Origin of the sequence: Leucobacter sp. L43 (assembly GCF_016597785.1) — a bacterium.
Taxonomy (GTDB): domain Bacteria; phylum Actinomycetota; class Actinomycetes; order Actinomycetales; family Microbacteriaceae; genus Leucobacter; species Leucobacter alluvii.
On the sequence record NZ_JAENJG010000001.1, the window covers coordinates 1,605,312 to 1,624,364 of the forward strand.

The 19,053-nt window shown below is 68.4% G+C and carries 18 protein-coding genes and 1 tRNA gene; 7 read left to right on the forward strand and 12 right to left on the reverse strand.

Going from position 1 to position 19,053, the window contains the following annotated elements; genetic code table 11:
* Window positions 1-78: 78 nt before the first annotated feature.
* The 4 genes from JE033_RS07485 to JE033_RS14775 form a co-directional block, all read right to left on the reverse strand.
* Entirely contained in the window at window positions 79-1,542 is a 1,464-nt protein-coding gene (locus JE033_RS07485; protein WP_200330480.1) for a sodium:solute symporter, read from the reverse strand.
* On the reverse strand, window positions 1,539-1,847 hold the full coding sequence (locus tag JE033_RS07490; RefSeq protein ID WP_090146171.1) for a hypothetical protein: 309 nt from the start codon (window positions 1,845-1,847) through the stop codon (window positions 1,539-1,541). The genes JE033_RS07485 and JE033_RS07490 overlap by 4 nt, the downstream gene beginning before the upstream one ends.
* The gene (locus tag JE033_RS07495; protein WP_200330482.1) at window positions 1,844-3,271 is read right to left on the reverse strand and encodes an amidase family protein; all 1,428 of its coding nucleotides are present in this window, start codon (window positions 3,269-3,271) and stop codon (window positions 1,844-1,846) included. Before JE033_RS07495 ends, JE033_RS07490 begins: the two co-directional genes overlap by 4 nt.
* Window positions 3,272-3,372: 101 nt before the next feature.
* Complete coding sequence (locus JE033_RS14775; protein ID WP_200330484.1) at window positions 3,373-4,320, reverse strand: Lrp/AsnC family transcriptional regulator; 948 nt, start codon at window positions 4,318-4,320, stop codon at window positions 3,373-3,375.
* A gap of 146 nt (window positions 4,321-4,466) precedes the next feature.
* Here JE033_RS14775 and JE033_RS07505 point away from each other — a divergent pair, with 146 nt between their 5' ends.
* Together JE033_RS07505 and JE033_RS07510 are read left to right on the forward strand one after the other, a co-directional pair.
* Window positions 4,467-4,685, forward strand: coding sequence for a hypothetical protein (locus JE033_RS07505; protein WP_090146165.1), 219 nt, complete (start codon window positions 4,467-4,469; stop codon window positions 4,683-4,685).
* An 86-nt stretch (window positions 4,686-4,771) separates the two neighbouring features.
* Window positions 4,772-4,845 (forward strand) — tRNA-Met (locus JE033_RS07510).
* Window positions 4,846-4,956: 111 nt separating this feature from the next.
* Here the strand turns inward: JE033_RS07510 and JE033_RS07515 are convergent.
* A complete protein-coding gene (locus JE033_RS07515; protein WP_200331102.1) occupies window positions 4,957-5,532 on the reverse strand; it encodes a dihydrofolate reductase family protein in 576 nt (191 codons plus the stop codon).
* A 138-nt stretch (window positions 5,533-5,670) separates the two neighbouring features.
* Window positions 5,671-6,048 (reverse strand): MerR family transcriptional regulator, encoded by a 378-nt coding sequence (locus JE033_RS07520; RefSeq protein ID WP_200330486.1) that lies wholly within the window; start codon window positions 6,046-6,048, stop codon window positions 5,671-5,673.
* A gap of 170 nt (window positions 6,049-6,218) precedes the next feature.
* Here JE033_RS07520 and JE033_RS07525 point away from each other — a divergent pair, with 170 nt between their 5' ends.
* Window positions 6,219-7,742 carry a SulP family inorganic anion transporter gene (locus tag JE033_RS07525; RefSeq protein WP_200330488.1) on the forward strand — a complete coding sequence of 508 codons (1,524 nt, stop codon included), beginning with the start codon at window positions 6,219-6,221 and terminating at the stop codon, window positions 7,740-7,742.
* A gap of 31 nt (window positions 7,743-7,773) precedes the next feature.
* Here the strand turns inward: JE033_RS07525 and pcaC are convergent, their stop codons facing one another.
* From pcaC to JE033_RS07555, 6 genes are all read right to left on the reverse strand, one after another.
* Complete coding sequence (pcaC, locus tag JE033_RS07530; RefSeq protein ID WP_200330490.1) at window positions 7,774-8,211, reverse strand: 4-carboxymuconolactone decarboxylase; 438 nt, start codon at window positions 8,209-8,211, stop codon at window positions 7,774-7,776.
* Entirely contained in the window at window positions 8,208-9,008 is an 801-nt protein-coding gene (locus tag JE033_RS07535; RefSeq protein ID WP_200330492.1) for an alpha/beta fold hydrolase, read from the reverse strand. Before JE033_RS07535 ends, pcaC begins: the two co-directional genes overlap by 4 nt.
* A complete protein-coding gene (locus JE033_RS07540; protein ID WP_234037119.1) occupies window positions 9,005-10,483 on the reverse strand; it encodes a lyase family protein in 1,479 nt (492 codons plus the stop codon). Before JE033_RS07540 ends, JE033_RS07535 begins: the two co-directional genes overlap by 4 nt.
* Window positions 10,473-11,063 (reverse strand): protocatechuate 3,4-dioxygenase subunit alpha, encoded by a 591-nt coding sequence (gene pcaG, locus JE033_RS07545; protein WP_200330496.1) that lies wholly within the window; start codon window positions 11,061-11,063, stop codon window positions 10,473-10,475. Before pcaG ends, JE033_RS07540 begins: the two co-directional genes overlap by 11 nt.
* On the reverse strand, window positions 11,063-11,881 hold the full coding sequence (pcaH, locus tag JE033_RS07550) for a protocatechuate 3,4-dioxygenase subunit beta (protein ID WP_200330499.1): 819 nt from the start codon (window positions 11,879-11,881) through the stop codon (window positions 11,063-11,065). Before pcaH ends, pcaG begins: the two co-directional genes overlap by 1 nt.
* An 87-nt stretch (window positions 11,882-11,968) precedes the next feature.
* On the reverse strand, window positions 11,969-12,733 hold the full coding sequence (locus JE033_RS07555) for an IclR family transcriptional regulator (protein ID WP_200330501.1): 765 nt from the start codon (window positions 12,731-12,733) through the stop codon (window positions 11,969-11,971).
* Between the two features lie 209 nt (window positions 12,734-12,942).
* Here JE033_RS07555 and JE033_RS07560 point away from each other — a divergent pair, with 209 nt between their 5' ends.
* The 4 genes from JE033_RS07560 (at window position 12,943) to JE033_RS07575 (ending at window position 19,017) form a co-directional block, all read left to right on the forward strand.
* Window positions 12,943-14,121 (forward strand): 4-hydroxybenzoate 3-monooxygenase, encoded by a 1,179-nt coding sequence (locus JE033_RS07560; protein ID WP_200330503.1) that lies wholly within the window; start codon window positions 12,943-12,945, stop codon window positions 14,119-14,121.
* Window positions 14,122-14,223: 102 nt separating this feature from the next.
* Window positions 14,224-15,291, forward strand: coding sequence for a 3-oxoacyl-ACP synthase III (locus JE033_RS07565; protein WP_090146151.1), 1,068 nt, complete (start codon window positions 14,224-14,226; stop codon window positions 15,289-15,291).
* Window positions 15,288-18,017, forward strand: a complete 2,730-nt coding sequence (locus tag JE033_RS07570; protein ID WP_200330505.1) for an alpha/beta fold hydrolase — start codon at window positions 15,288-15,290, stop codon at window positions 18,015-18,017. Before JE033_RS07565 ends, JE033_RS07570 begins: the two co-directional genes overlap by 4 nt.
* Before the next feature lie 31 nt (window positions 18,018-18,048).
* Window positions 18,049-19,017, forward strand: coding sequence for an NAD-dependent epimerase/dehydratase family protein (locus tag JE033_RS07575; protein WP_200330507.1), 969 nt, complete (start codon window positions 18,049-18,051; stop codon window positions 19,015-19,017).
* Window positions 19,018-19,053: the final 36 nt, after the last annotated feature.

Here is a 19,053-nt window from a genome sequence, read left to right on the forward strand (position 1 = left end):
TCACGTGCCGGGCTCTCGTACCGGCCTCGCTCGCAGGCTACGCCCTGGGGCTGGCACTGCGCCGATACTCGCCAGAAGTCAGCTCAGAGCGGACACGGATCTCCCCCCGATCACGCTCTCGGGCTCCGGTACCGCGACCTGCTCCACGTCGCGTCCGCCGCGTGCCCGGCGAATGGCCTCGGCCACGATGAGGACGACGAGATTGGGGACGAGGGCGATGAGGCCGGAATCCCAGCTGCCGATCGGGATCTCCGCGAACGTGATGACCGCCACGGTGAGCGCGCCGGTGGCGATGCTGAGCCCCACCGGCCAGGCGCCGACCCGCACGCGGTCGGCCAGAGCGATCGCGATCGCCGGGGCGAACTGCGTGGTGCACCCGTAGGTGAGCAGCAGCAGGGCCCCGATGTCCGAGCGCACGAGACCGAAGGCGAGCGCGAGGCCGATCGCGACCACGATGACGAGGTAGTTCACCGTCATGTGGTGCTTCGCGCGCAGCTCGCCGATCACGTTGCGGGTGACGAGAGTGGAGATTCCCATGACGATCGCGGACGCCGGTACCATCGCCGCCGAGGCGCCGGCGATCGCGACGATTCCCACGAGCCAATCCGGGAGGATCTCTCCGGACATGGTGAGCAGCACCGTGTTGCCCGTCGTATCGCCCGGCAGCACGAGCACCGCTGCGAGGCCCACCGTGATGGGCAGGAAGAGCACGAGCTGGTAGATCGGCAGCCACTTCGCGTTGCTCCGCAGCACCTCACCGCTCTTCGCAGCGAGCACCGGCGGCCAGAGGTGCGGCAGCGTGTTGAAGCTCGACCCGATGACCGTGACCAGCGTCGCCGTGATGAAGAAGACGGGATCGTAGCCGTCGACGTGCATGGTGAGCAGCACGGGAGCCTCGCGCGCGATCTGGCCGAAGATCTCGGGAATCCCGCCGAATGAGATGATGAGCCCGGCAGCGATGACGACCATGGCGACGACCATCATGATGTCTTTCAGGATCGCCACGCGGGCGATGCCCTTCAGTCCCGACCATGCGACGAAGACGGCGACCAGAATGCTCGCCACGACCATGCTGAGCCCGCGGGCGCGCTCGCTCCCAGTGGCGAGTTCGACGATCAGGCCGAGACCGGTGATCTGCAGTTGCAGGTACGGGATGAGGGCCAGAGCACCGATCACCGACACGATGCGACCGAGCCAGCGGCTGCGGAAGCGGTCCTCGAAGAAGTCTCCCAGGGTCAGGTATCCGCGACGCTGCCCGAACTCGCGGATGCGGGGCGCCACGAAGTACAGGCCGAGCCACGAGATCGTCAGGTAGGCGACGGCAAACGTCGCGCTGACGCCCCCGCCGAACGCGATGCCGGCGAGCCCGAGGAAGCTGAACGTGGTCAGCGACTCTCCCGCTTGGAGGAACCACGAGGTCCATTTCGGATTGCTGCGCTCGCCGACGGTCCAGTTGCTCATACTCTTCTGGCGGCGTCGGCTCGCGACGCCCAGTGCGCCGATCAGCACAATGCCGACGACGATCATGATGGAGAGTGTCATCGCACGCCCTCGCTGTCCTCTGCGGCGATACGAGCCGCGCGGATCTGCTCGATCTGCTGGGTGGCGAAGCGCTCGGCCTCCTGCAGATCGGCCTCACGTCCGCCGGCGCGCAGGTAGAGCATTTCGACGACCTGCAGAGCGGCGACTGAGAGCAGCACCATCAGCGCGCTCCACACCAGCACTGCGGGAAGGCCGAGCCAGAGCACGGGCTGCTGAGCGAAGGGCAAGAACGGAATCGCGAAGAATCCGAGGGCCGGAACGCTCACGATCGCGAGCCTTCCGAGAGTGAACAGTCGAGGTTTCATCGTGCTTCATTGCTCCAATGGTGAGAGGCGGTCGGAAGTTCTGGGGAGTGACGGGCGAAGCCCGTGAGGGCCTCGTAGGCTCTGGCGATCCCGAGCAGCCGGTGATCGCTGCCGAACGGCCCGACCACCTGCAGGCCGACGGGCAGCGACTCGCGTGTGAAACCGGCGGGTACGGAGAGCGCCGGCACGCCGAGCATGGTGATCGTCGTCGCCGCGCGCATCCAGTCGAGGTAGTGCGCTTGCGCCTCACCGGCGATGGTGCGCGGGTAATCCCAGTCGACGGGAAACGGCGCGACCGTCACTGCCGGCGCGAGGAGCACGTCGAAGTTCTCGAAGAAGCGCGCGGCCCCGCGCATGAGTGCGGTCTGGCGCTCTTGCGCGCTCATGATGTCGCGTCCGGTCAGCGAGCGCCCCTGCGTGATATTCCAGGTGAGGCGCTCATTGAAGTCTTCTGGGTCGGCGTCGAGCGCATCGCCCCACGTCATCTCGAATTCGGCTGCGCGCAGGGTGAGGAAGGCGTCTGCTGCGCCGCTGAGATCGGGGCAGGCCGTTTCGACGCTCGCCCCCGCTTCCGCCAGCAGCGCGACGGCGCGTTCGAGCACCTCGGCGACGTCAGCCGAGAGCGGCGCGTTGCCGCCAAGCGTCGGCGCCCAGGCCACCCGCAACCCGCGGAGGTCTCGGGGCTCGCCCGCGGCGCCCAGGGACGGCGCGGCGATCGGGGTGCGCGCATCTGGAGTTCCGATCACCGAGAGCAGCAGTGCGACGTCGTCGACGGTACGCCCCATCGGCCCGGCGGTGGTGAGCGGCGTGAGCAGATTGGTCGATTCGGCTTCGGGAACCACTCCCGGCGAGGGCCGAAGTCCGACGACATTGCAGAAGGAGGCGGGGTTGCGAAGCGAGCCGCCCATGTCGCTCCCGTCGGCGAGCGCGACCTGGCGAGCGGCGAGCGCCGCAGCCGCCCCGCCGCTGCTTCCCCCCGCCGAACGGTCGAGCGCGTACGGATTGCGCGTCGCACCGAAGACTCGGTTGACGGAGTGAGAACCGGCGGCGTACTCGGGCACGTTCGTCTTCCCGATGACAATGGCTCCGGCTTCCCGCATGCGCCGCACGTGCAGTGCGTCGCGCTGCGGCACGTGTTCGGCGTGGCGGATCGAGCCGTATGTCGTACGCATGCCTGCGGTGTCGTGGGTGTCTTTGATGCCGACCGGGAGCCCGAAGAGCGGAAGTCTCGGGTCGGGCCCCTCGGCGTCGAGCTGCGCTGCCCGCCGCAACGCCGCGGCGGCATCCACCGTGACCATCGCGTTCACTGCCGCGCCGCGCTCGATGCGCGCCAGATACGCGGTCACCGCCTCGACGGCGCTGATGTCACGGGCACCCAGTGCCGCTCGGAGTTCCGTGGCGGAGAGTTCGGCCGGATCGGCCATAGCGCATTCCCATCGTCATTGACTTACTACTACGGTCAGTAAGTTAACCACGACTTTGGATTTACGCCAACACCGACGCAAAAGTTTTCGTTTTGCGCTTCTCAGGCGGCGATGATGCGTCCGCTTCGCTTGACCACTCGAGTGACCAGCGCCGGATGCAGGCGACCGACCCTCGTGGTCCACTCCTCGTGCAGCAGTCGACGCACGTGCGGCAGGTCGTCGGCCACGAAGTGCGCGATGAGCGAATGCTCGCCGAGCAACTCCGCGACGTACCGACTCTCGGGCAGATCAGCGATCGCCTCGCCCACCGCCCGCACCTCGCCGGGGACGCAGTCGATGCGCACGCACGTTTCGATGCCGAACCCGAGCAGGTGCGGATCGATCAGCACGCGCGTAGCGACGGCTCCGCGCGCATCGAGGTCTGCGAGCCGTTTCCTCGCAGTCGGCTCGGTGACCCCCGCGAGCTCGGCCAGTTCGGCGATTCCCGCTCGCCCATCCCGTTCGAGCGCTTGAACGATCGCACTGTCGGCGGCGTCGAGGCGCTCTGGCGGCGCCGTCGACTCCTCGACGCGGGCCCGCGATCCGAGCATCGACGTCTCGGCCGCCGTCAGCAACCCCGGCTGCCAGTCGGCGTTCGTCTTGAAATAGTGGAGCACCGGCGTAGCCGACACCTCGAGCACACCGGCGTACGCGGGAATGACCGAGAGCGTCATCGTGCCGAGATCGAACATCTGCTCGTGCACCTCGACCAGCACGCTCGACGGGTTCGCGAGAATGAAGACGTAGACGACTCCCGGGTGCTGTGCGAGCTCCTCCGCCAGTGATTCCAGACGAGACGGCTTGCAGGTGATCTCGATCACGCAGGTGGGGCCGAGATTGCGCAGCCCGACCACCGAGAGCATCCCCGACTCCAGCAGCACCCTGCCGCGGCGAGCGACCGTGCGCAGTGGCTCGTCGAGCGCACGGGCGACACTGCTCCAAGGCGCTCTGCCGTCAACCTGCAGTGCGCCGACGATGCGGCGATCCAGCTCGGAAAGCACGTCATCCACGTATGGGCCTCCTCAGTGCGCGTGTTCTCTCGATCGTAGTCACCGCACGACGGTCACAGCTCCGGCGGACCGGTTCGGTCCAACACATCACCCGCGCGAGTGCAATCCCCTGGCCCCTCCGGCGACTTCGACGGAGGGTGGAGTGCATGACGAACGCAGACGAGATTAAGCAGCCCCTCGACCACCTCCCGCCGCAGGACGAGCGCGACGCCGCACACGACGCGCCGACCGAAGCGGACAAGCCGAGCTACCCGACCTCCGGCGAGACCCCCTCCGGTGCAACGCAGGCATCGCCCGACACCGCGGCGGAACCGAGTGAGCCCAACCGTCACGGGATCGACAAGCTTCCGCCCTCCGGTCGGTGACACCGCCCCCGGCTCCTCGCGGCGACGCGCCGGATGCGCTCCCCGATTCGAACTTCCCCGGCTGCCGCGATACGGTTGTCACGTGCCGCGGGGTGGAGCAGTTCGGTAGCTCGCCGGGCTCATAACCCGGAGGTCGTGGGTTCAAATCCCGCCCCCGCAACGAAGACAATGCCCCTGGTCCGGATTCCGCTCCGCACCGCACCGGGGGCATTGTGCTGTGTGCGAGCACTGATGCGGTCGATGCGGTCGGCCGCACGTTTCAGCCGCTGGATCAGCGAACGACGTCGTAGATCACCTTCACGACCCCGTTCCCGTAGGCCTCCGACTCCCGGAGCACGAGTTTCTGCTCGCCGGGCTCATCGCTCGGGAAGACCCGCTTCCCCGTGCCGAGCAGCACCGGGAACATCAGCAGGTGATACCGGTCGATCAGTCCGGCGCGCGACAGCCGGCGGGCGAGCTCTCCGCTGCCGTGGATGAAGATCGCACCCCCGTCGGATTCCTTGAGCGCCGCGACATCCGCCTCGGAGCGGAGCACGGTGCTCGGCCCCCACCCCGCTACGAGCCCTTCGGGGCCGAGGCTCGACGACACGACGTACTTCGGGAGATCCCGGTATGCGGCATGATCCTCGGAATCCCGCCAGATCGGGGCGAAGGCCTCGTAGCTGCGTCTCCCGAACATCAGCGCCGTCGTCTCCTCGAGCTCCTCGCCCTTCAGCGAGAACGCCGCCTCGTCGAACGGCGTGCCCATGACCCACCCGCCACTCGGGTGCCCCTCGCTCGGGCCGCCGGGCGAGTCCATCACCCCGTCGAGCGTGATGAATCCGGTCCATACGAGTTCTCGCGCCATCATCCGTCCCCTGCTCGTACCGCACTGTCGCGCCCGGAGCTCGTGATGCCGCCGGCGATGACTCCCATGATATGAAGCGACAATCTCGATGTCACGAATGGGGTCGCTCGCATCGAAGCGCGACTGCCGAAACACCGCTTAACGGAGCGGTGTTTCGCGGAGTTGACGAATGAACTCGTCGGCAGCCTCGAGCTGCCGGGCGAGCTTCTCCCGCCGTTCTTCCGCGTCGGCGAGGAAGTCTTCGACCGCTCGCGTCGCATGCTCCTCGGTCGACCCCTGCGTGCGGTCGATCGCCCTGAGCAGATCCCCCATCTGATCCAGGGAGTATCCGAGCGGCTTCATCCGCCGGATCAGCATGAGCCGATCGTAGTCACCTTCGGTGTACAGGCGGAATCCGCCTTCCGACCGCCCCGTCGGCACGAGCAGCCCAATCTGGTCGTAGTGGCGCAGGGTGCGGATCGACAGCTCCGTGCGAGCCGCGAGCTCACCGATGTGCATCATTCCATCTTCAGGCACGCGTCATCCTCATTTCATTCGCCACAACTCTAACGTTACGTTAGTATTGATCATCGGGCCTTGAGTGAAGCGTTCCGCTCCTCGGCACTCGGCCCGAGCGCACTGTCGCGCCCATCAGCATTGTCCATGCTTTCACGCCGAGAGCTCTCGCCGCTCCCAGGAGGAGACCTATGTCCATCACGACCACCAGCACCGACGACCCCGCACGCTATCGGTCAGATCCGTCGGTCATGACCGCGCTTCGCTCTCCACGACTCCTCACCCGGGAGGCACTCGCGGGGCTCGTGGTCGCCCTTGCGCTCATCCCCGAAGCCATCTCCTTCTCCATCATCGCCGGAGTGGACCCCAAGGTCGGGCTCTTCTCGTCGTTCATCATGGCCGTCACCATCGCCTTCGTCGGAGGACGACCCGCGATGATCACCGCGGCGACCGGAGCGATCGCGCTCGTCATCGCGCCCGTCGCCCGCGATTACGGCATGGACTACTTCATCGCGACCGTGCTGCTCGCGGGAGTGCTGCAGATCGTGCTCGCGGTCTGCGGCGTGGCGAAGCTCATGCGGTTCATCCCGCGCAGCGTGATGGTCGGGTTCGTCAACGCTCTGGCGATCCTCATCTTCACCGCTCAGCTTCCCCAGCTCATCGGCGTGCCGTGGCTGGTGTACCCGCTCGTCGCCGTGGGGCTCCTCATCCTCGTCGTAATGCCGCGGCTCACCCGAGTCGTGCCCGCGCCGCTCGTCTCGATCGTGCTCGTGACTGCCGCCGCACTCGTGTTCGCGATGCAGGTTCCGAACGTCGGCGACCAGGGAGAGCTGCCCCGCAGTCTGCCCGAGCTATTCGTGCCGAACGTTCCGCTGACGTGGGAGACGCTCGCCATCATCGCACCGTACGCGTTGGCGATGGCCCTCGTGGGACTCATGGAATCACTGATGACGGCGAAGCTCGTCGACGACGTGACCGACACGCACTCCAACAAGACGCGCGAATCGTGGGGTCAGGGGATCGCCAACCTCGCGTCCGGCCTCTTCGGCGGCATGGGCGGATGCGCGATGATCGGGCAGACGATGATCAATGTGAAAGCCTCGGGGGCGCGCACCCGCATCTCGACCTTCTTGGCCGGCGTCTTCCTGCTGATTCTCATCGTGCTGCTCGGCGATCTCGTCGCGATCATTCCGATGGCCGCGCTCGTCGCCGTCATGATCATGGTGTCAGTCGGCACGTTCGACTGGCACTCCATCGCTCCTTCGACGCTGCGTCGCATGCCCAAGAGTGAGACCGCGGTCATGGTCATCACGGTGGCGGTCGTCGTCGCGACGCACAACCTCGCGATCGGCGTGATCGTCGGGGTGCTCGTCGCTGCGATCATGTTCGTGCGCCGCGTGGCGCACCTCGTCAACGTGCAGCGCGAACTCACCTCTGAGAATGGAGTGGCCATCGCTCGTTACACCGTCGAGGGTCAGCTCCTCTTCGCGTCGAGCAATGACCTCACCACGCTCTTCGAGTACTCCGATGATCCCGAGCGCGTGGTGATCGATCTCTCTCGCTCACACGTTTGGGATGCCTCGACTGTCGCAGCACTCGACGCCATCGAGACGAAATACCGGCAGCACGGCAAGTCGGTGGAGTTCATCGGCATGAACGCCGAGTCGTCGGCCTTCCACACGCGGCTGAGCGGCGGGCTCGGGCAGAGCCACTGAGTGGATGAGGCTGGTGGGGCGGGGTAGGTAGCTACAGGTCCCCGAGCTCCTCGAGCACCCGCTGCGCGACGCCGAACGCGGAGTTCGCCGCCGGCACCCCGCAGTAGAGCCCGGCCTGCAGAATCACTTCCTTGATCTCGTCGACGGTGAGCCCGTTGGCGCGCGCCGCGCGCACGTGCATCGCGAGTTCAGCGTCGTGACCGAGCGCGATCAGGGCGGTGAGCACCGCCACGGAGCGCGACCGCCGGTCGAGCCCTGGCCGCGACCAGATGTCGCCCCACGCGGTGCGCGTGATGAAGTCCTGGAAGTCGGCGGTGAACGGGGTCATCTGCGCATTCGCGCGATCGACGTGCGCGTCCGAGAGCACGGCGCGGCGCACGGCCATGCCCTGCTCGAAGCGCCCCGCGTCCGACAGCCCGCCTGCTCCTGCGCCCGCTGATCCGGTCGCGTCACTCGACTCGGCGTTCATGCCCGGCCCCCTCCGCTCGCGTCCGCGCCGAAGAACGCGAGGAGCGCCTCCGCGACGGCGGAACCGTTCTCTGCCGGAGGCTGATGCGCCACGTCCTCGATCATCAGTCTCCGCGCATTCGGGATGCCCGCGACGAGCTCGTCCTGCCGTTCCTCGGGAGCGACCTGGTCCTGGCGGCCCCCGAGCGCGAGCACCGGGATGCGAATCTCACCGAGCCGGTCTCGCAGGTCGTACGTCGCGAGCGCCTCCGCGCAGCGCGCGTACCCCTCGTCGGAGGTGTCTTGCAGCGCGTGCAGAATGCGCCCGGTCAGCTCGGGCTCGCGGCTGATCGATTCGGGCGCGAACCACGCCTGCGCGGATGCCGCGATGAGCGCCGAGGTCGATTGCGTGCGCACCGTGGCCGCACGCGTCTTCCAGTGCTCCGACGAGCCGAGCGATGCGGCCGAGGCGAGACTGGCCGCACGCGTGACGACATCGGGGTGCCGCAGTGCGAGCGTGAGGGCGAGCGCCCCGCCGATCGAGACCCCAGCGAAGTACGCGGTGCCGATCGTACCCGCCAACTCGCGCACGCGATCTGCCACGACATCGGCGAGCTCGTCGAGCGTGAACGCGTCCGTGGGCACCGGCGCGACTCCATGGCCGGGCAGGGTGAGCAGCGACACGCGGTATTCCTTCGCGAGCAGCGGCACGACGGGCTCCCAGATGAGCGGGCCGGTGCCCAGGGAGTGGGCGAGCACGATCAGTGGCGCACCGTCGGCGCCGATCGGTTCGGTGAGTGCGATTTCTGGGGCGGTCATCCTGGCTCCTCGGTCGGGGCGGGCGCGTCGGCTGCGGGGCGGGCGCCGCCCTCCTGGGCAGCGCCGGGTGCGAGCGCGTGATCGACGAGCCCGTGGGCCAGGCCGGTGTACTGCGCAGGATCAGCCAGCTGTGCGATCGTCGGCCCTCCTCGGGCGGCGAGAGCATCGACGAGGCCGGGCTCGGCGTGCAGCGCGTCGGCGAGCCCCGCCCCGTCCCGCACCCGCGACACGATGTCGCGCACCCGCTCGGCGCCGATGATCGCGCCGAGCACGATCGAGAGCCGCTCGGCGACGATCAGGCCGTTCGTCATCCCCAGATTGCGTGCGATCGCGTCGGTGTCGACGGCGAGACCCCCGGCGAGCTCGGCGGCATGGGCACTCGCGCCGAGCGTGACGCGGAGCAGCTCGCGCAGCGTCTGCCACTCGGCGTGCCACGCCCCATCGGGTCGCTCGTCGACGGCGAGCGCCGCAGCGGCGTGCAGCGTCGCGCCGAGATGAGGTGCGCGGATCGCCGCGGAGCGGATCAGCACGGAATGCGCCGGATTCCGCTTCTGCGGCATCGCTGATGATCCACCTCCGCGCGACTCCGCGACCTCGCCGATCTCTGTGCGGCTGAGGGTGGCCACATCGGCCGCCAGCACGCCGAGTGCATCGACGCACTGCACGAGTGCGTCGCCCAGCTCGGTGATCGGCCAGCGCACCGTGTGCCACGGCCCGTCCGGGACCGCGAGCCCGAGCTCTGCGGCGAACGCCGCGGGGAGCTTCCCCGCAGCGCGCACGGCGCGCTCGTCCGAACCGAGCTCTGCGCGAGCGACGGCGACGTATCCCGCCATCGTCCCGCCCGCCCCGGCGATCTGCACCGGGAGCTCCGACAGCGCGCCTGACAGACGGTCGGAGGCGCGCCGCACCCCGCGCAGCCACGCGGCGACGCGCAGGCCGAAAGTGGTCGGCACCGCGTGCTGAGTCAGGGTACGGGCGACGGCGACGCGATCCTGCTCGGTGCTCGCGAGCCGCGCGAGCGCGGTCTCCGTCTGCCGCAACCGCTGCAGCGTCTCCCGGCCTGCCCGGTGCGCGATCAGCATCAGCGCGGAGTCGAGCACGTCTTGACTGGTCGCACCGCGGTGCACCCAGTGCCGCAGCTCGGGGGCGGTGCGGTCGCGGAGTTTCGGCACCAATGGGATCACGGGGTTGCCGCCGCCCGCGGCCTCCGCCGCGAGCTGCGGCAGCCAGGCGTCGAAGCCCGCGCAGACGTCGCCCGTTCCGCTCCAGCCGAGGGCGGATGACAGTTCGGCAGCCTGTGCGCGCGGTGCGACACCGATCTCCGCCCACGCCCGCACCAGTGCGACCTCGGTCGCGACGAGTGCGCCGAGCACCTCCGCATCGGCCAGCACGGCGTCGCTTCCCGCGCTCACCGGCGAGAGGAGCCCCGCGTCGAACTCGCGGCGGGGTGCATGTGCGTCCGGATCAGTAGGCAAGGAACACGGTCTCCTTCGCACCCTGCAGGTGAATGTCATGAGCGAGATGGCCCTCTGGCGTGCGTGCTGCCACGAGCGTACTCCGCTGTTCGGCCGAAAGCACGGAGAGCAGCGGGTCGGCGTCGAGGCGCGCTGCATCGTCGGGGAGGTAGATCCGCGTGTGCAGCTTGTCGGGCAGACCGCGAGCGAAGACGATCGCCGCGAAGAACGGCGCCTCGCCCGACGACGACCCGGGGTCGCGGGTCCAGAACTCGAAGCGCCCCTCGTCGTCGGTGAAGGCTCGCCCGAAACCGGTGAACGCATGATCGTTGCGGCGCAGCGTGCCTCGAGCTCGCGGCACACTGCCATCCGTATCGGCGGCGAAGATCTCGATCATCGCATCGGGGATCGGGGTGCCGGCCCCGTCGAAGACGGTTCCTGCCAGCACGATGGCGCCCGGCGAGTGCGGGAAGGCGATCTCGTGCTGCTTCGGGAACGTGGTGCCGTACGCGAAGAACGGGCCGACCGTCTGGCCCGGGGTCGGGGCGAGCGTCTTCGCGGGCGCGGGCGAGTGCTGCTGGGGCGCGGGCTGCCGGGGCATCAGTGCTCCCCTTCCTCGGGTTCGAACCAGGTGGCCTGCGGGCCGTCCAAGACGATGTCGAATCGGTAGCCCATCGAGAACTCCGGCACCGTCAGGTCGTGGTCGTAGACGCCGATGAGCCGATCACGGTCCTTCTGCTCGCGGATCGAGTTGTAGATCGGGTCGAGCGCGAACAGCGGGTCGCCCGGAAAGTACATCTGGGTGACGAGGCGCTGCGTGAAGGATCGGCCGAACACCGAGAAGTGGATGTGCGCCGGCCGCCAGGCGTTCACGTGGTTCTTCCACGGATACGGCCCCGGTTTGATCGTCGTGAACGTGTACTCGCCGGCTTCGTTCGTGATCGCGCGACCCGCACCCGTGAAGTTCGGATCGAGCGGTGCCGGATGCTGGTCGCGCTGGTGGATGTACCGGCCCGCCGCGTTCGCCTGCCAGATCTCGATCAGCTGATTCGGCACGGGGCGGCCCCACGCGTCGAGCAACCGTCCGGTGACGGTGATGCGCTCGCCGAGGGGCTCACCCGTGTGGTGCAGCGTCAGGTCCGATTCGATCGCCGCGACATCGCGCTGCCCATAGGCGGGAGACCACAGTTCGATCGTCTCCGGATCGACGAGCTGCGGGTCCTTGGTCGGATGCCGCAGCAGGCTTGAACGGTACGGCGGGAAGTCGTACATGGTGCGCGGCAGGTGTTCGCCATCGGCAGCGCGGCGGAAGAAGTCGGCGTGGAGTGACGCGATCTCCTCCGAGATCTGCTGCTGAGAAGCCTGATCGGGTGCTGCGAGCAGGGCTTCCGGTGCCGGGGCGATGGGGTGCTCGGGCATGAGGTGCTCTCCTTCGAGGTCGTGACCTGCGCATCAGCGTGGCAGCCGAAGACGACGATCGCTCCCGGAGTTCTCACTGAGCGGGAATCAGATGCTCCGTATCTCGGAGTGGATCTCCTTCGCCGCCTGCTGCATGAGCCGTGACAGGAGCCGCTCGTCGGCCCGCTCGAGGTGCACCACGACGCCGAGCGCGATCGGGGGCAATCCGTCGACGCTCGGCAGTGCGACGGCGATCGACACATTGCCGAGAGTCATCTCCTCGCGGGTGCTCCAGTAGCCGCGCGCGCGGCCGGCGGCGAGGTCGGTGCGGAGCGCGTGCTCGTCGACGATCGAGTGCGTCGTCTCCCGGAGCAGCGGACTCGCGCCGAAGTAGCGCTGCAACCAGGCGTCGTCGCACCCCGAGAGCAGCGCCTTGCCGACGCCCGTCGTGTGCAGCGGACCCCGCCCGCCCGCACGGCTCACCGTGGGGATCGAACGGCGGCCGGTGACGCGCCCCACGTAGAGCACGCTCGCGCGCTCCGCCGGCCCATCGAGCACGCCGAGGTGCACGTTCTCGCCCGTCACCTCGTAGAGCCGCATGAGGTGCGGGATCGCGCGTTCGCGCAGGCGCAGCGCGAGCGGGGAGAGCTCGCCGAGCTCCCACAGCCGCGCACCGACCGCCAGCCGCCGATTCGGCAGGCGCGTGAGCAGACCGCGGTCGACGAGCATGGCGACGAGGCGATGGAGCGTCGACGAGGCGAGGCCGGTGCGCTCGACGAGCTGGCCGGCGGAGAGCTCGGGTTCGTCCTCGCTGAAGCACGACAACACCGCGAGCGCGCGGTCGAGCACGCCAGGCGTCGCCTGCTCCGCCATCTCGCCTCCTCGAGTTCACCTCCTGCCGAGCGTAGCGGGCGGGCGGGGTGGGGTAGGTCCGGCCGGTTTCCCAGTGAGTGAGAAAAGTGCGGCCGGGCGGGGCCGATCCCAGCACACTGGTCGCGGATCGCCATGGCTGCACTCGGCACGCGCCGTTCGCACGCCGCGCGCGATACCGGCGCCCCCTTCGACCCCGCCAAAGGAGACCCATGACCGTCGAGCGCACCCGAGTCGCCATCGTCGGAGCGGGGCCCGCCGGCCTCCTGCTGTCGCACCTGCTGGCAGCGGCAGGCGTCGAATCCATCGTGGTCGATGCGCGCAGTCGTCAGGAGATCGAGACGACCATCCGCGCAGGCATTCTCGAGCAGGGGACGGTCGAGGTGCTCGACGGCATCGAAGGCAGCCGTGCCCGCACCGTCGGGCACCGCCACGACGGCATCGAGCTCCGCTTCGCCGGCGAGGGCCACCGCATCGATTTCCCGTCACTCGTCGGACGGTCTGTGTGGCTCTATCCGCAGCACGAGGTACTGAAAGACCTCATCGCTGCGCGCCTCGCCGCCGGGCAAGATCTGCGGTTCAGCGCGAGCGTCACCGCCGTGCACGACGTCGATTCCGAGCCGCGCGTCGTCGCCACGGACGCTGACGGAGCCCCGTTCGAGATCCGTTGCGACTTCGTCGTCGGCGCTGATGGATCGCGGAGCGTCGTGCGCCCCGCGGTCGCCGGTGACCGCGGGAACGGCGCATTCCGCGAGTATCCCTTCGCATGGTTCGGTGTGCTGTGCGAGGCGGCGCCGAGCTCGGACGAGTTGATCTACAGCAATGCGCCCGACGGCTTCGCGCTGATCAGTCAGCGGTCGGAGACGGTGCAGCGCATGTACTTCCAGTGCGACCCGAGCACCGACCCGGACGCGTTCAGCGAGGCCGAGATCTGGGACGCGTTGCAGCGTCGGGTTCCCGGCACGCGCCTCACCGAGGGTCCAATCTTCCAACGCGACGTGCTGCGCTTCCGCAGCTTCGTCGCCGGCGGGCTGCGGCGCGGTCGCGCTGCGCTCGTGGGCGACGCCGCGCACACAGTGCCCCCGACTGGGGCCAAGGGCATGAATCTCGCGATCGCGGACGTGCTGCTGCTCGGCGATGCACTGCGGCGTCTCCTCGTCGAGCACGATGAGCGGGGCATCGACGCGTACGCCGAAACGGCGCTCCGCCGCATCTGGAAGGCCCAGCATTTCTCCTGGTGGATGACGAGCATGCTGCACGCGGTGCATGGCGCCGACGCGTTCGACCGCCAGCGGCAGCTCGGAGAACTCAGAGGCGTCATCGAGTCCGAGGCCGGCCAGCGCTTCCTGGCCGAGGCGTACACCGGGTGGCCGCTCCCCTCCACGTTCTGACCGACGAATGTGACGGGCACCGTGTCGAAAAACGCGTACCGGGCAGTCGCTGCGCGCGACATATGAAGGTTGAGTTATGTCATACGACTACAGTTGACCCCAATGAAACCCGAACCTCCGTCGCCGGCCACCGGGTCCGATGCAGACGCCGCGAACAGCAACTCACGACATTCGAACGTCGCACTTCTCGGGCTCGCCGAAGCTGTCGCACCGGTCGAGGTGACCTCCCAATCGTTCGACGAACGACTCAGCGACACGCTCAAGAGCCTGAACCTTCCGCGAGGCCTGCTCCAGCGGGTCGCAGGCGTCTCCGCGAAACGCAATTGGGAACGCCCAACGGATTACATCGAAGGAGCGGCCTCCGCCGGACGGCAGGCGCTGGCCGAGTCAGGAATCCCAGCAGAGAAGATCGGGCTTCTGATCAACGCCTCGGTTTCTCGCGAGGCGCTCGAGCCATCCGTCGCGGTCGCCGTCCACGACAGCATCGGCCTCGGCCCGGCAGCGATGAACTTCGACATCACCAATGCATGCCTGGGATTCGTCAACGGGATCACCGTCGCTGCGAGCATGATCGATGCCGGCCAGATCGACTACGCACTCATCGTCGCGGGCGAGGACATGTCGCGGGTGCAAGAGGCCACCGTCGCCCGCTTGAATCGCGACGGCATCACTCGCGAAGAGTACCTGAACGAATTCGCGACGCTGACTCTCGGCTCCGGAGCCGCCGCTGCCGTGCTCGGACGAGCGGATCTGCACCCCGAAGGGCACCGTATCCATGGTGGAGTCTCCCGCGCAGCGACGTGGAATCACGCGCTCTGCGTTGGCGACTACGAGGGCATGTTCACCGATACGCAAGGGCTGCTCAGCAACGGCATGAGACTCATCTCCGACGCCTGGCACGAGGCTCACGAGAACGACTGGGACTGGAAGGACATGGATCATTACATTCCGCACCAGGTCTCGAACGTCCACGTCGATGCCCTGACGAACGCCATCGACATCGACGAGTCCAGGATCGCCAAGACCTATCCGGAGCTGGGCAATGTGGGCCCGGCCTCCTTGCCGATCACCCTCGCCCGCACAGCTCCGAAGATGAAGCCAGGCGACCGCGTTCTCTGCTTGGGAGTCGGATCAGGTCTGAACACTGCAATGGTGGAGATCACCTGGTGAGGTTCACGGCGCGTCCGGCGGTTCTCCCAGGCCTCCTCTCCGAGTGGGACCAGCAGTGGTCGCGTCTCGTGACGGTGGATACAGGAGACGGCGAACGCACGTTCCATGTACTCGACACCCTTCCAGCGCTGCAGGCGCGAGGTCTCGAGCCGAGTGGCACCATTCTGGCGCTGCACGGAAACCCCACGTGGTCGTACTTGTGGCGCGGCGTCGCCGCCGCAGCACTGAGCGACGCCACGGGAAGGATCTGGCGCGTCATCGCCCCGGATCAGCTCGACATGGGCTACTCCGAGCGCCTCACGCATGATGCGCTGCCCACGACGCACGGGTCCGGATACCGCCGTCTTGCCGAACGCGTGCGTGATTTCGACGCGGTCGTGCGGTCGCTCCTCGCCGATACTGCCGGGGCCGAGGGATCGCCCTCGCATCCGATCGTCACCCTCGGCCATGACTGGGGCGGAATCGTGTCGCTCACCTGGGCGGCACGAAACCTCGACATCGTGGACGGGGTGATCAGCCTCAACACGGGCGTGCACCTCCCCGCGGAGATGTCGCTTCCGACCCCGCTCCGGTTGGCGCTGAGCGGGCCGATCCTGCCCATCTCCACCGTGTTCACGGACGGGTTTCTGCGCACCACCCTGCATCTCGGTCAGGGGCCCATCCCATCCGAGATTCGTGACGCGTACCGCGCTCCGTATCGCGCCGCCGGTCTGCGAGGCGGTATCGGCGCATTCGTCGCCGATGTTCCCGTCGATCCCTCCCATCCGTCGTACGCCGAGCTGCAGCAGTCGGCTGCCGACATCAGCGGCATCGACACTCCGGCGCTGCTCGTCTGGGGACCGAAGGACCCGGTGTTCGGTGAGCAGTTCCTGCGCGACCTCCGTCAGCGACTGCCGCAGGCGGACGTGCATCGCATGGAGCAGGCCTCGCACCTCGTCAGTGAGGACTCCGACGTCGCATCCCTGATCCTCGCCTGGCTTCGGCAGCGCTTCCCCGGCGAGACCCCGTCCCCCGAAGGGGCATCGCGCCAGAGCGCGGAGGGCGCCGTCACCGCCGCGCGCGATCCTCGCGCTCCGATGATCTTCGAAGCTCTCGACGCCCGTCGTAATGATTCCTCAGTGGCGAGCGTCGACATGACGCGCACCCCGCCGCACGAGGTGTCCTGGCGGCAGCTCACGAGCGTGAGCGATGGAATCGCGCAGGGGCTGCAGCAGCTGGGCCTGAAACCGGGAGACCGGGTCTCGTTGCTGGTGACTCCGGGCAACGATCTCACCGCGGTGCTCTACGGCGTGCTCAAGGCGGGTGGAGTGGCGGTCGTCGCCGATTCCGGGCTGGGCGCGGCCGGCATGACCCGTGCCGTCAAAGCGTCCGATCCGCAGTGGATCATCGGCCAGAAGCCCGGCCTGCTCCTGGCCCGGGCCGCCGGATGGCCCGGCCGGCGCATCTCCGTTCGACGGCTGAACGCACTCGAACGCGCCGCACTGGGCGTCGAGACGAGTGTGACCGAGCTGTCGCGCGCGTCGGGCCACGAGCCGATCCGCTCCCCCGGCCCCGATGATGACGCCGTGATCCTGTTCACTTCTGGGTCGACGGGGCCGGCGAAGGGCGTGCGGTACACGCACGCCCGGTTGGGCGCGCTGGCCCGCACGCTCCGCGAGCAGTTCACCGTGCACGGCGAAACGAGCTGGGCGGCCGGATTCGCCCCCTTCGCTCTGCTCGGGCCGGGTCTCGGCATCCGCAGCGTGACTCCCGACATGTCGGTCACGAAGCCGCGCACCCTGACGGCCTCCGCGCTCGCCGATGCGATTCTCGCCGGCGCATGCACGATGGTCTTCGCATCTCCTGCCGCGTACCGCAACGTGGAGGCGACCGCCGCTGACCTGACCTCCGAGCAACGCGCGGCCCTCGCGGGCGTCGAGCTCGTGCTGTCGGCCGGAGCTCCCGTGCCGTTGCGACTGCTCGACAACCTCGCGGAGCTCTTTCCGAACGCGCAGATCCGCTCGCCCTACGGCATGACCGAGGGCCTGATGCTCACCGATATCGATCGCGAGGGCGTCGCGGCCGCCGTCGCTCAATCCCGGGATCACGGCGTCTGCGTCGGGAGACCGGTTCCGCGCGTGCGAATCGCTGTCGCGCCGCTCGACGAGACCGGGCGGCCCGCCGATGCTCTCCTCACGGACACCGCAGCCGTCGACGTTCTCGGTGAATTCGTCGTCTCGGCGCCGCACCTCAAAGCGGGCTACGACGGGTTGTGGCACACCGACGCGGCGTCGAAGCGCGACACGCTCGACGGCCTGGTCTGGCACCGCACGAGCGATATCGGCCACATCGACCCCGAGGGTCGGATCTGGATCGAGGGGCGTCTGCAGCACGTGCTCACCACCTCGTCCGGACCGCTCGGCCCCGGTGGATTGGAAGCCGTCGTCGACCAGGTGCCCCAGGTGTACCGCTCGGCCGTCGTCGGGGCCGGCCCGCGAGGAGCGCAGGCCGTCGTCGTCGTCGTCGAACCAGCGCCTGGGATCCGCATGCGGTCGGGTCTTGCTCCTCTGGAGCTCACGGACGCGGTACGGACGGCGCTCGCAGAGCACTTCCCGCACGACGTCGCCGCGGTGCTGGTGTCGACCTCGTTCCCGACCGACATCCGTCACAACTCGAAGATCGATCGCACGCGACTGTCGGTGTGGGCTGACGCCGTGCTGCGCGGTGAGCGCATCGGCGCGCCGTGACACCTATCGACTCGGCGCGAAAGGAACTCCCGTGAAGGTACTCGTCACCGGCGCCTCGGGCGTGCTCGGCTCCTCGGTCGTGCGGGCGTTGATCGATGGCGGAGACGAAGTGACCACGCTGCAGCGCCGGCCCTCAGGCGTCGAGAGCGCGCGCGATGTGCTGGGGAGCGTGACCGAGGACGACGCGGTTGCGAGAGCAATGGCGGGGCAGGCCGCCGTGATCCACCTCGCCGCCAAGGTATCGATGGCCGGTGACGCGAGGGACTTCGAGAGAGTCAACATCGACGGCACGCGGAGCGTACTCGATGCTGCGCGGAGCGCTGGGGTGACCCGGTTCGTCCACATCTCCTCACCCTCCGTCGCGCATTCGGGGACGTCTCTCGTCGGAGCGCCGGCCGAGGCGGCCGACCCGGCTTCCGCCCGTGGAGAGTACGCGCGCACGAAAGGCGAGGGCGAACTCCTCGCCCTCGCGGCGAGTTCAGATGAGTTCCCCGTGCTCGTGCTGCGCCCGCACCTCGTCTGGGGCCCGGGCGACACCCAGCTGACCGAGCGGATCATCGTGCGGTCCAGACAGGGGCGCATGCCGATCCTCGGCTCTGGCGCGGCCCTCGTCGACACCCTCTACCTCTCCAACGCCGTCGACGCGATGATCGCGGCACTCGACGCGGTCACCCGCGTGCACGGGGAAGCGCTCGTCGTCACGAACGGAGAGCCGCGGCCGATCGCAGAATTCATCGAACGCCTCGCGCTGGCCGGGGGTGCGCGGAAACTTCGGCTTCGACTGCCGGTCGGGCTCGCCCTCGCGGCCGGCACCACCGTGGATACGGTCTGGAACCTGCGGGAGCACGACGACGAGCCGCCCCTCACCCGCTTCCTCGCCGAGCAGATGTCGACCGCGCACTGGTTCGATCAGCGCCGCACACGCGAAGTGCTCAAGTGGGAACCCGCGGTGAGTTTCGCCGCAGGCATGGAGGCGGTAGCTCGGCACTACGGACGGTGAGCTGCTGGTCTGCGGACCCGACGTCGTGAGCGGCGA

What these genes read in the sequence shown, in the direction of transcription:
- JE033_RS07490 (WP_090146171.1), bottom strand. Translation starts at nt 1,847, where the DNA reads ATGAAACCTCGACTGTTCACTCTCGGAAGGCTCGCGATCGTGAGCGTT.
- JE033_RS07495 (WP_200330482.1), bottom strand. Translation starts at nt 3,271, where the DNA reads ATGGCCGATCCGGCCGAACTCTCCGCCACGGAACTCCGAGCGGCACTG.
- JE033_RS07525 (WP_200330488.1), top strand. Translation starts at nt 6,219, where the DNA reads ATGTCCATCACGACCACCAGCACCGACGACCCCGCACGCTATCGGTCA.
- pcaG (WP_200330496.1), bottom strand. Translation starts at nt 11,063, where the DNA reads ATGCCCCGGCAGCCCGCGCCCCAGCAGCACTCGCCCGCGCCCGCGAAG.
- JE033_RS07505 (WP_090146165.1), top strand. Translation starts at nt 4,467, where the DNA reads ATGACGAACGCAGACGAGATTAAGCAGCCCCTCGACCACCTCCCGCCG.
- JE033_RS07485 (WP_200330480.1), bottom strand. Translation starts at nt 1,542, where the DNA reads ATGACACTCTCCATCATGATCGTCGTCGGCATTGTGCTGATCGGCGCA.
- JE033_RS07535 (WP_200330492.1), bottom strand. Translation starts at nt 9,008, where the DNA reads ATGACCGCCCCAGAAATCGCACTCACCGAACCGATCGGCGCCGACGGT.
- JE033_RS07565 (WP_090146151.1), top strand. Translation starts at nt 14,224, where the DNA reads ATGAAACCCGAACCTCCGTCGCCGGCCACCGGGTCCGATGCAGACGCC.
- JE033_RS07515 (WP_200331102.1), bottom strand. Translation starts at nt 5,532, where the DNA reads ATGGCGCGAGAACTCGTATGGACCGGATTCATCACGCTCGACGGGGTG.
- pcaC (WP_200330490.1), bottom strand. Translation starts at nt 8,211, where the DNA reads ATGAACGCCGAGTCGAGTGACGCGACCGGATCAGCGGGCGCAGGAGCA.
- JE033_RS07560 (WP_200330503.1), top strand. Translation starts at nt 12,943, where the DNA reads ATGACCGTCGAGCGCACCCGAGTCGCCATCGTCGGAGCGGGGCCCGCC.
- JE033_RS07555 (WP_200330501.1), bottom strand. Translation starts at nt 12,733, where the DNA reads ATGGCGGAGCAGGCGACGCCTGGCGTGCTCGACCGCGCGCTCGCGGTG.
- pcaH (WP_200330499.1), bottom strand. Translation starts at nt 11,881, where the DNA reads ATGCCCGAGCACCCCATCGCCCCGGCACCGGAAGCCCTGCTCGCAGCA.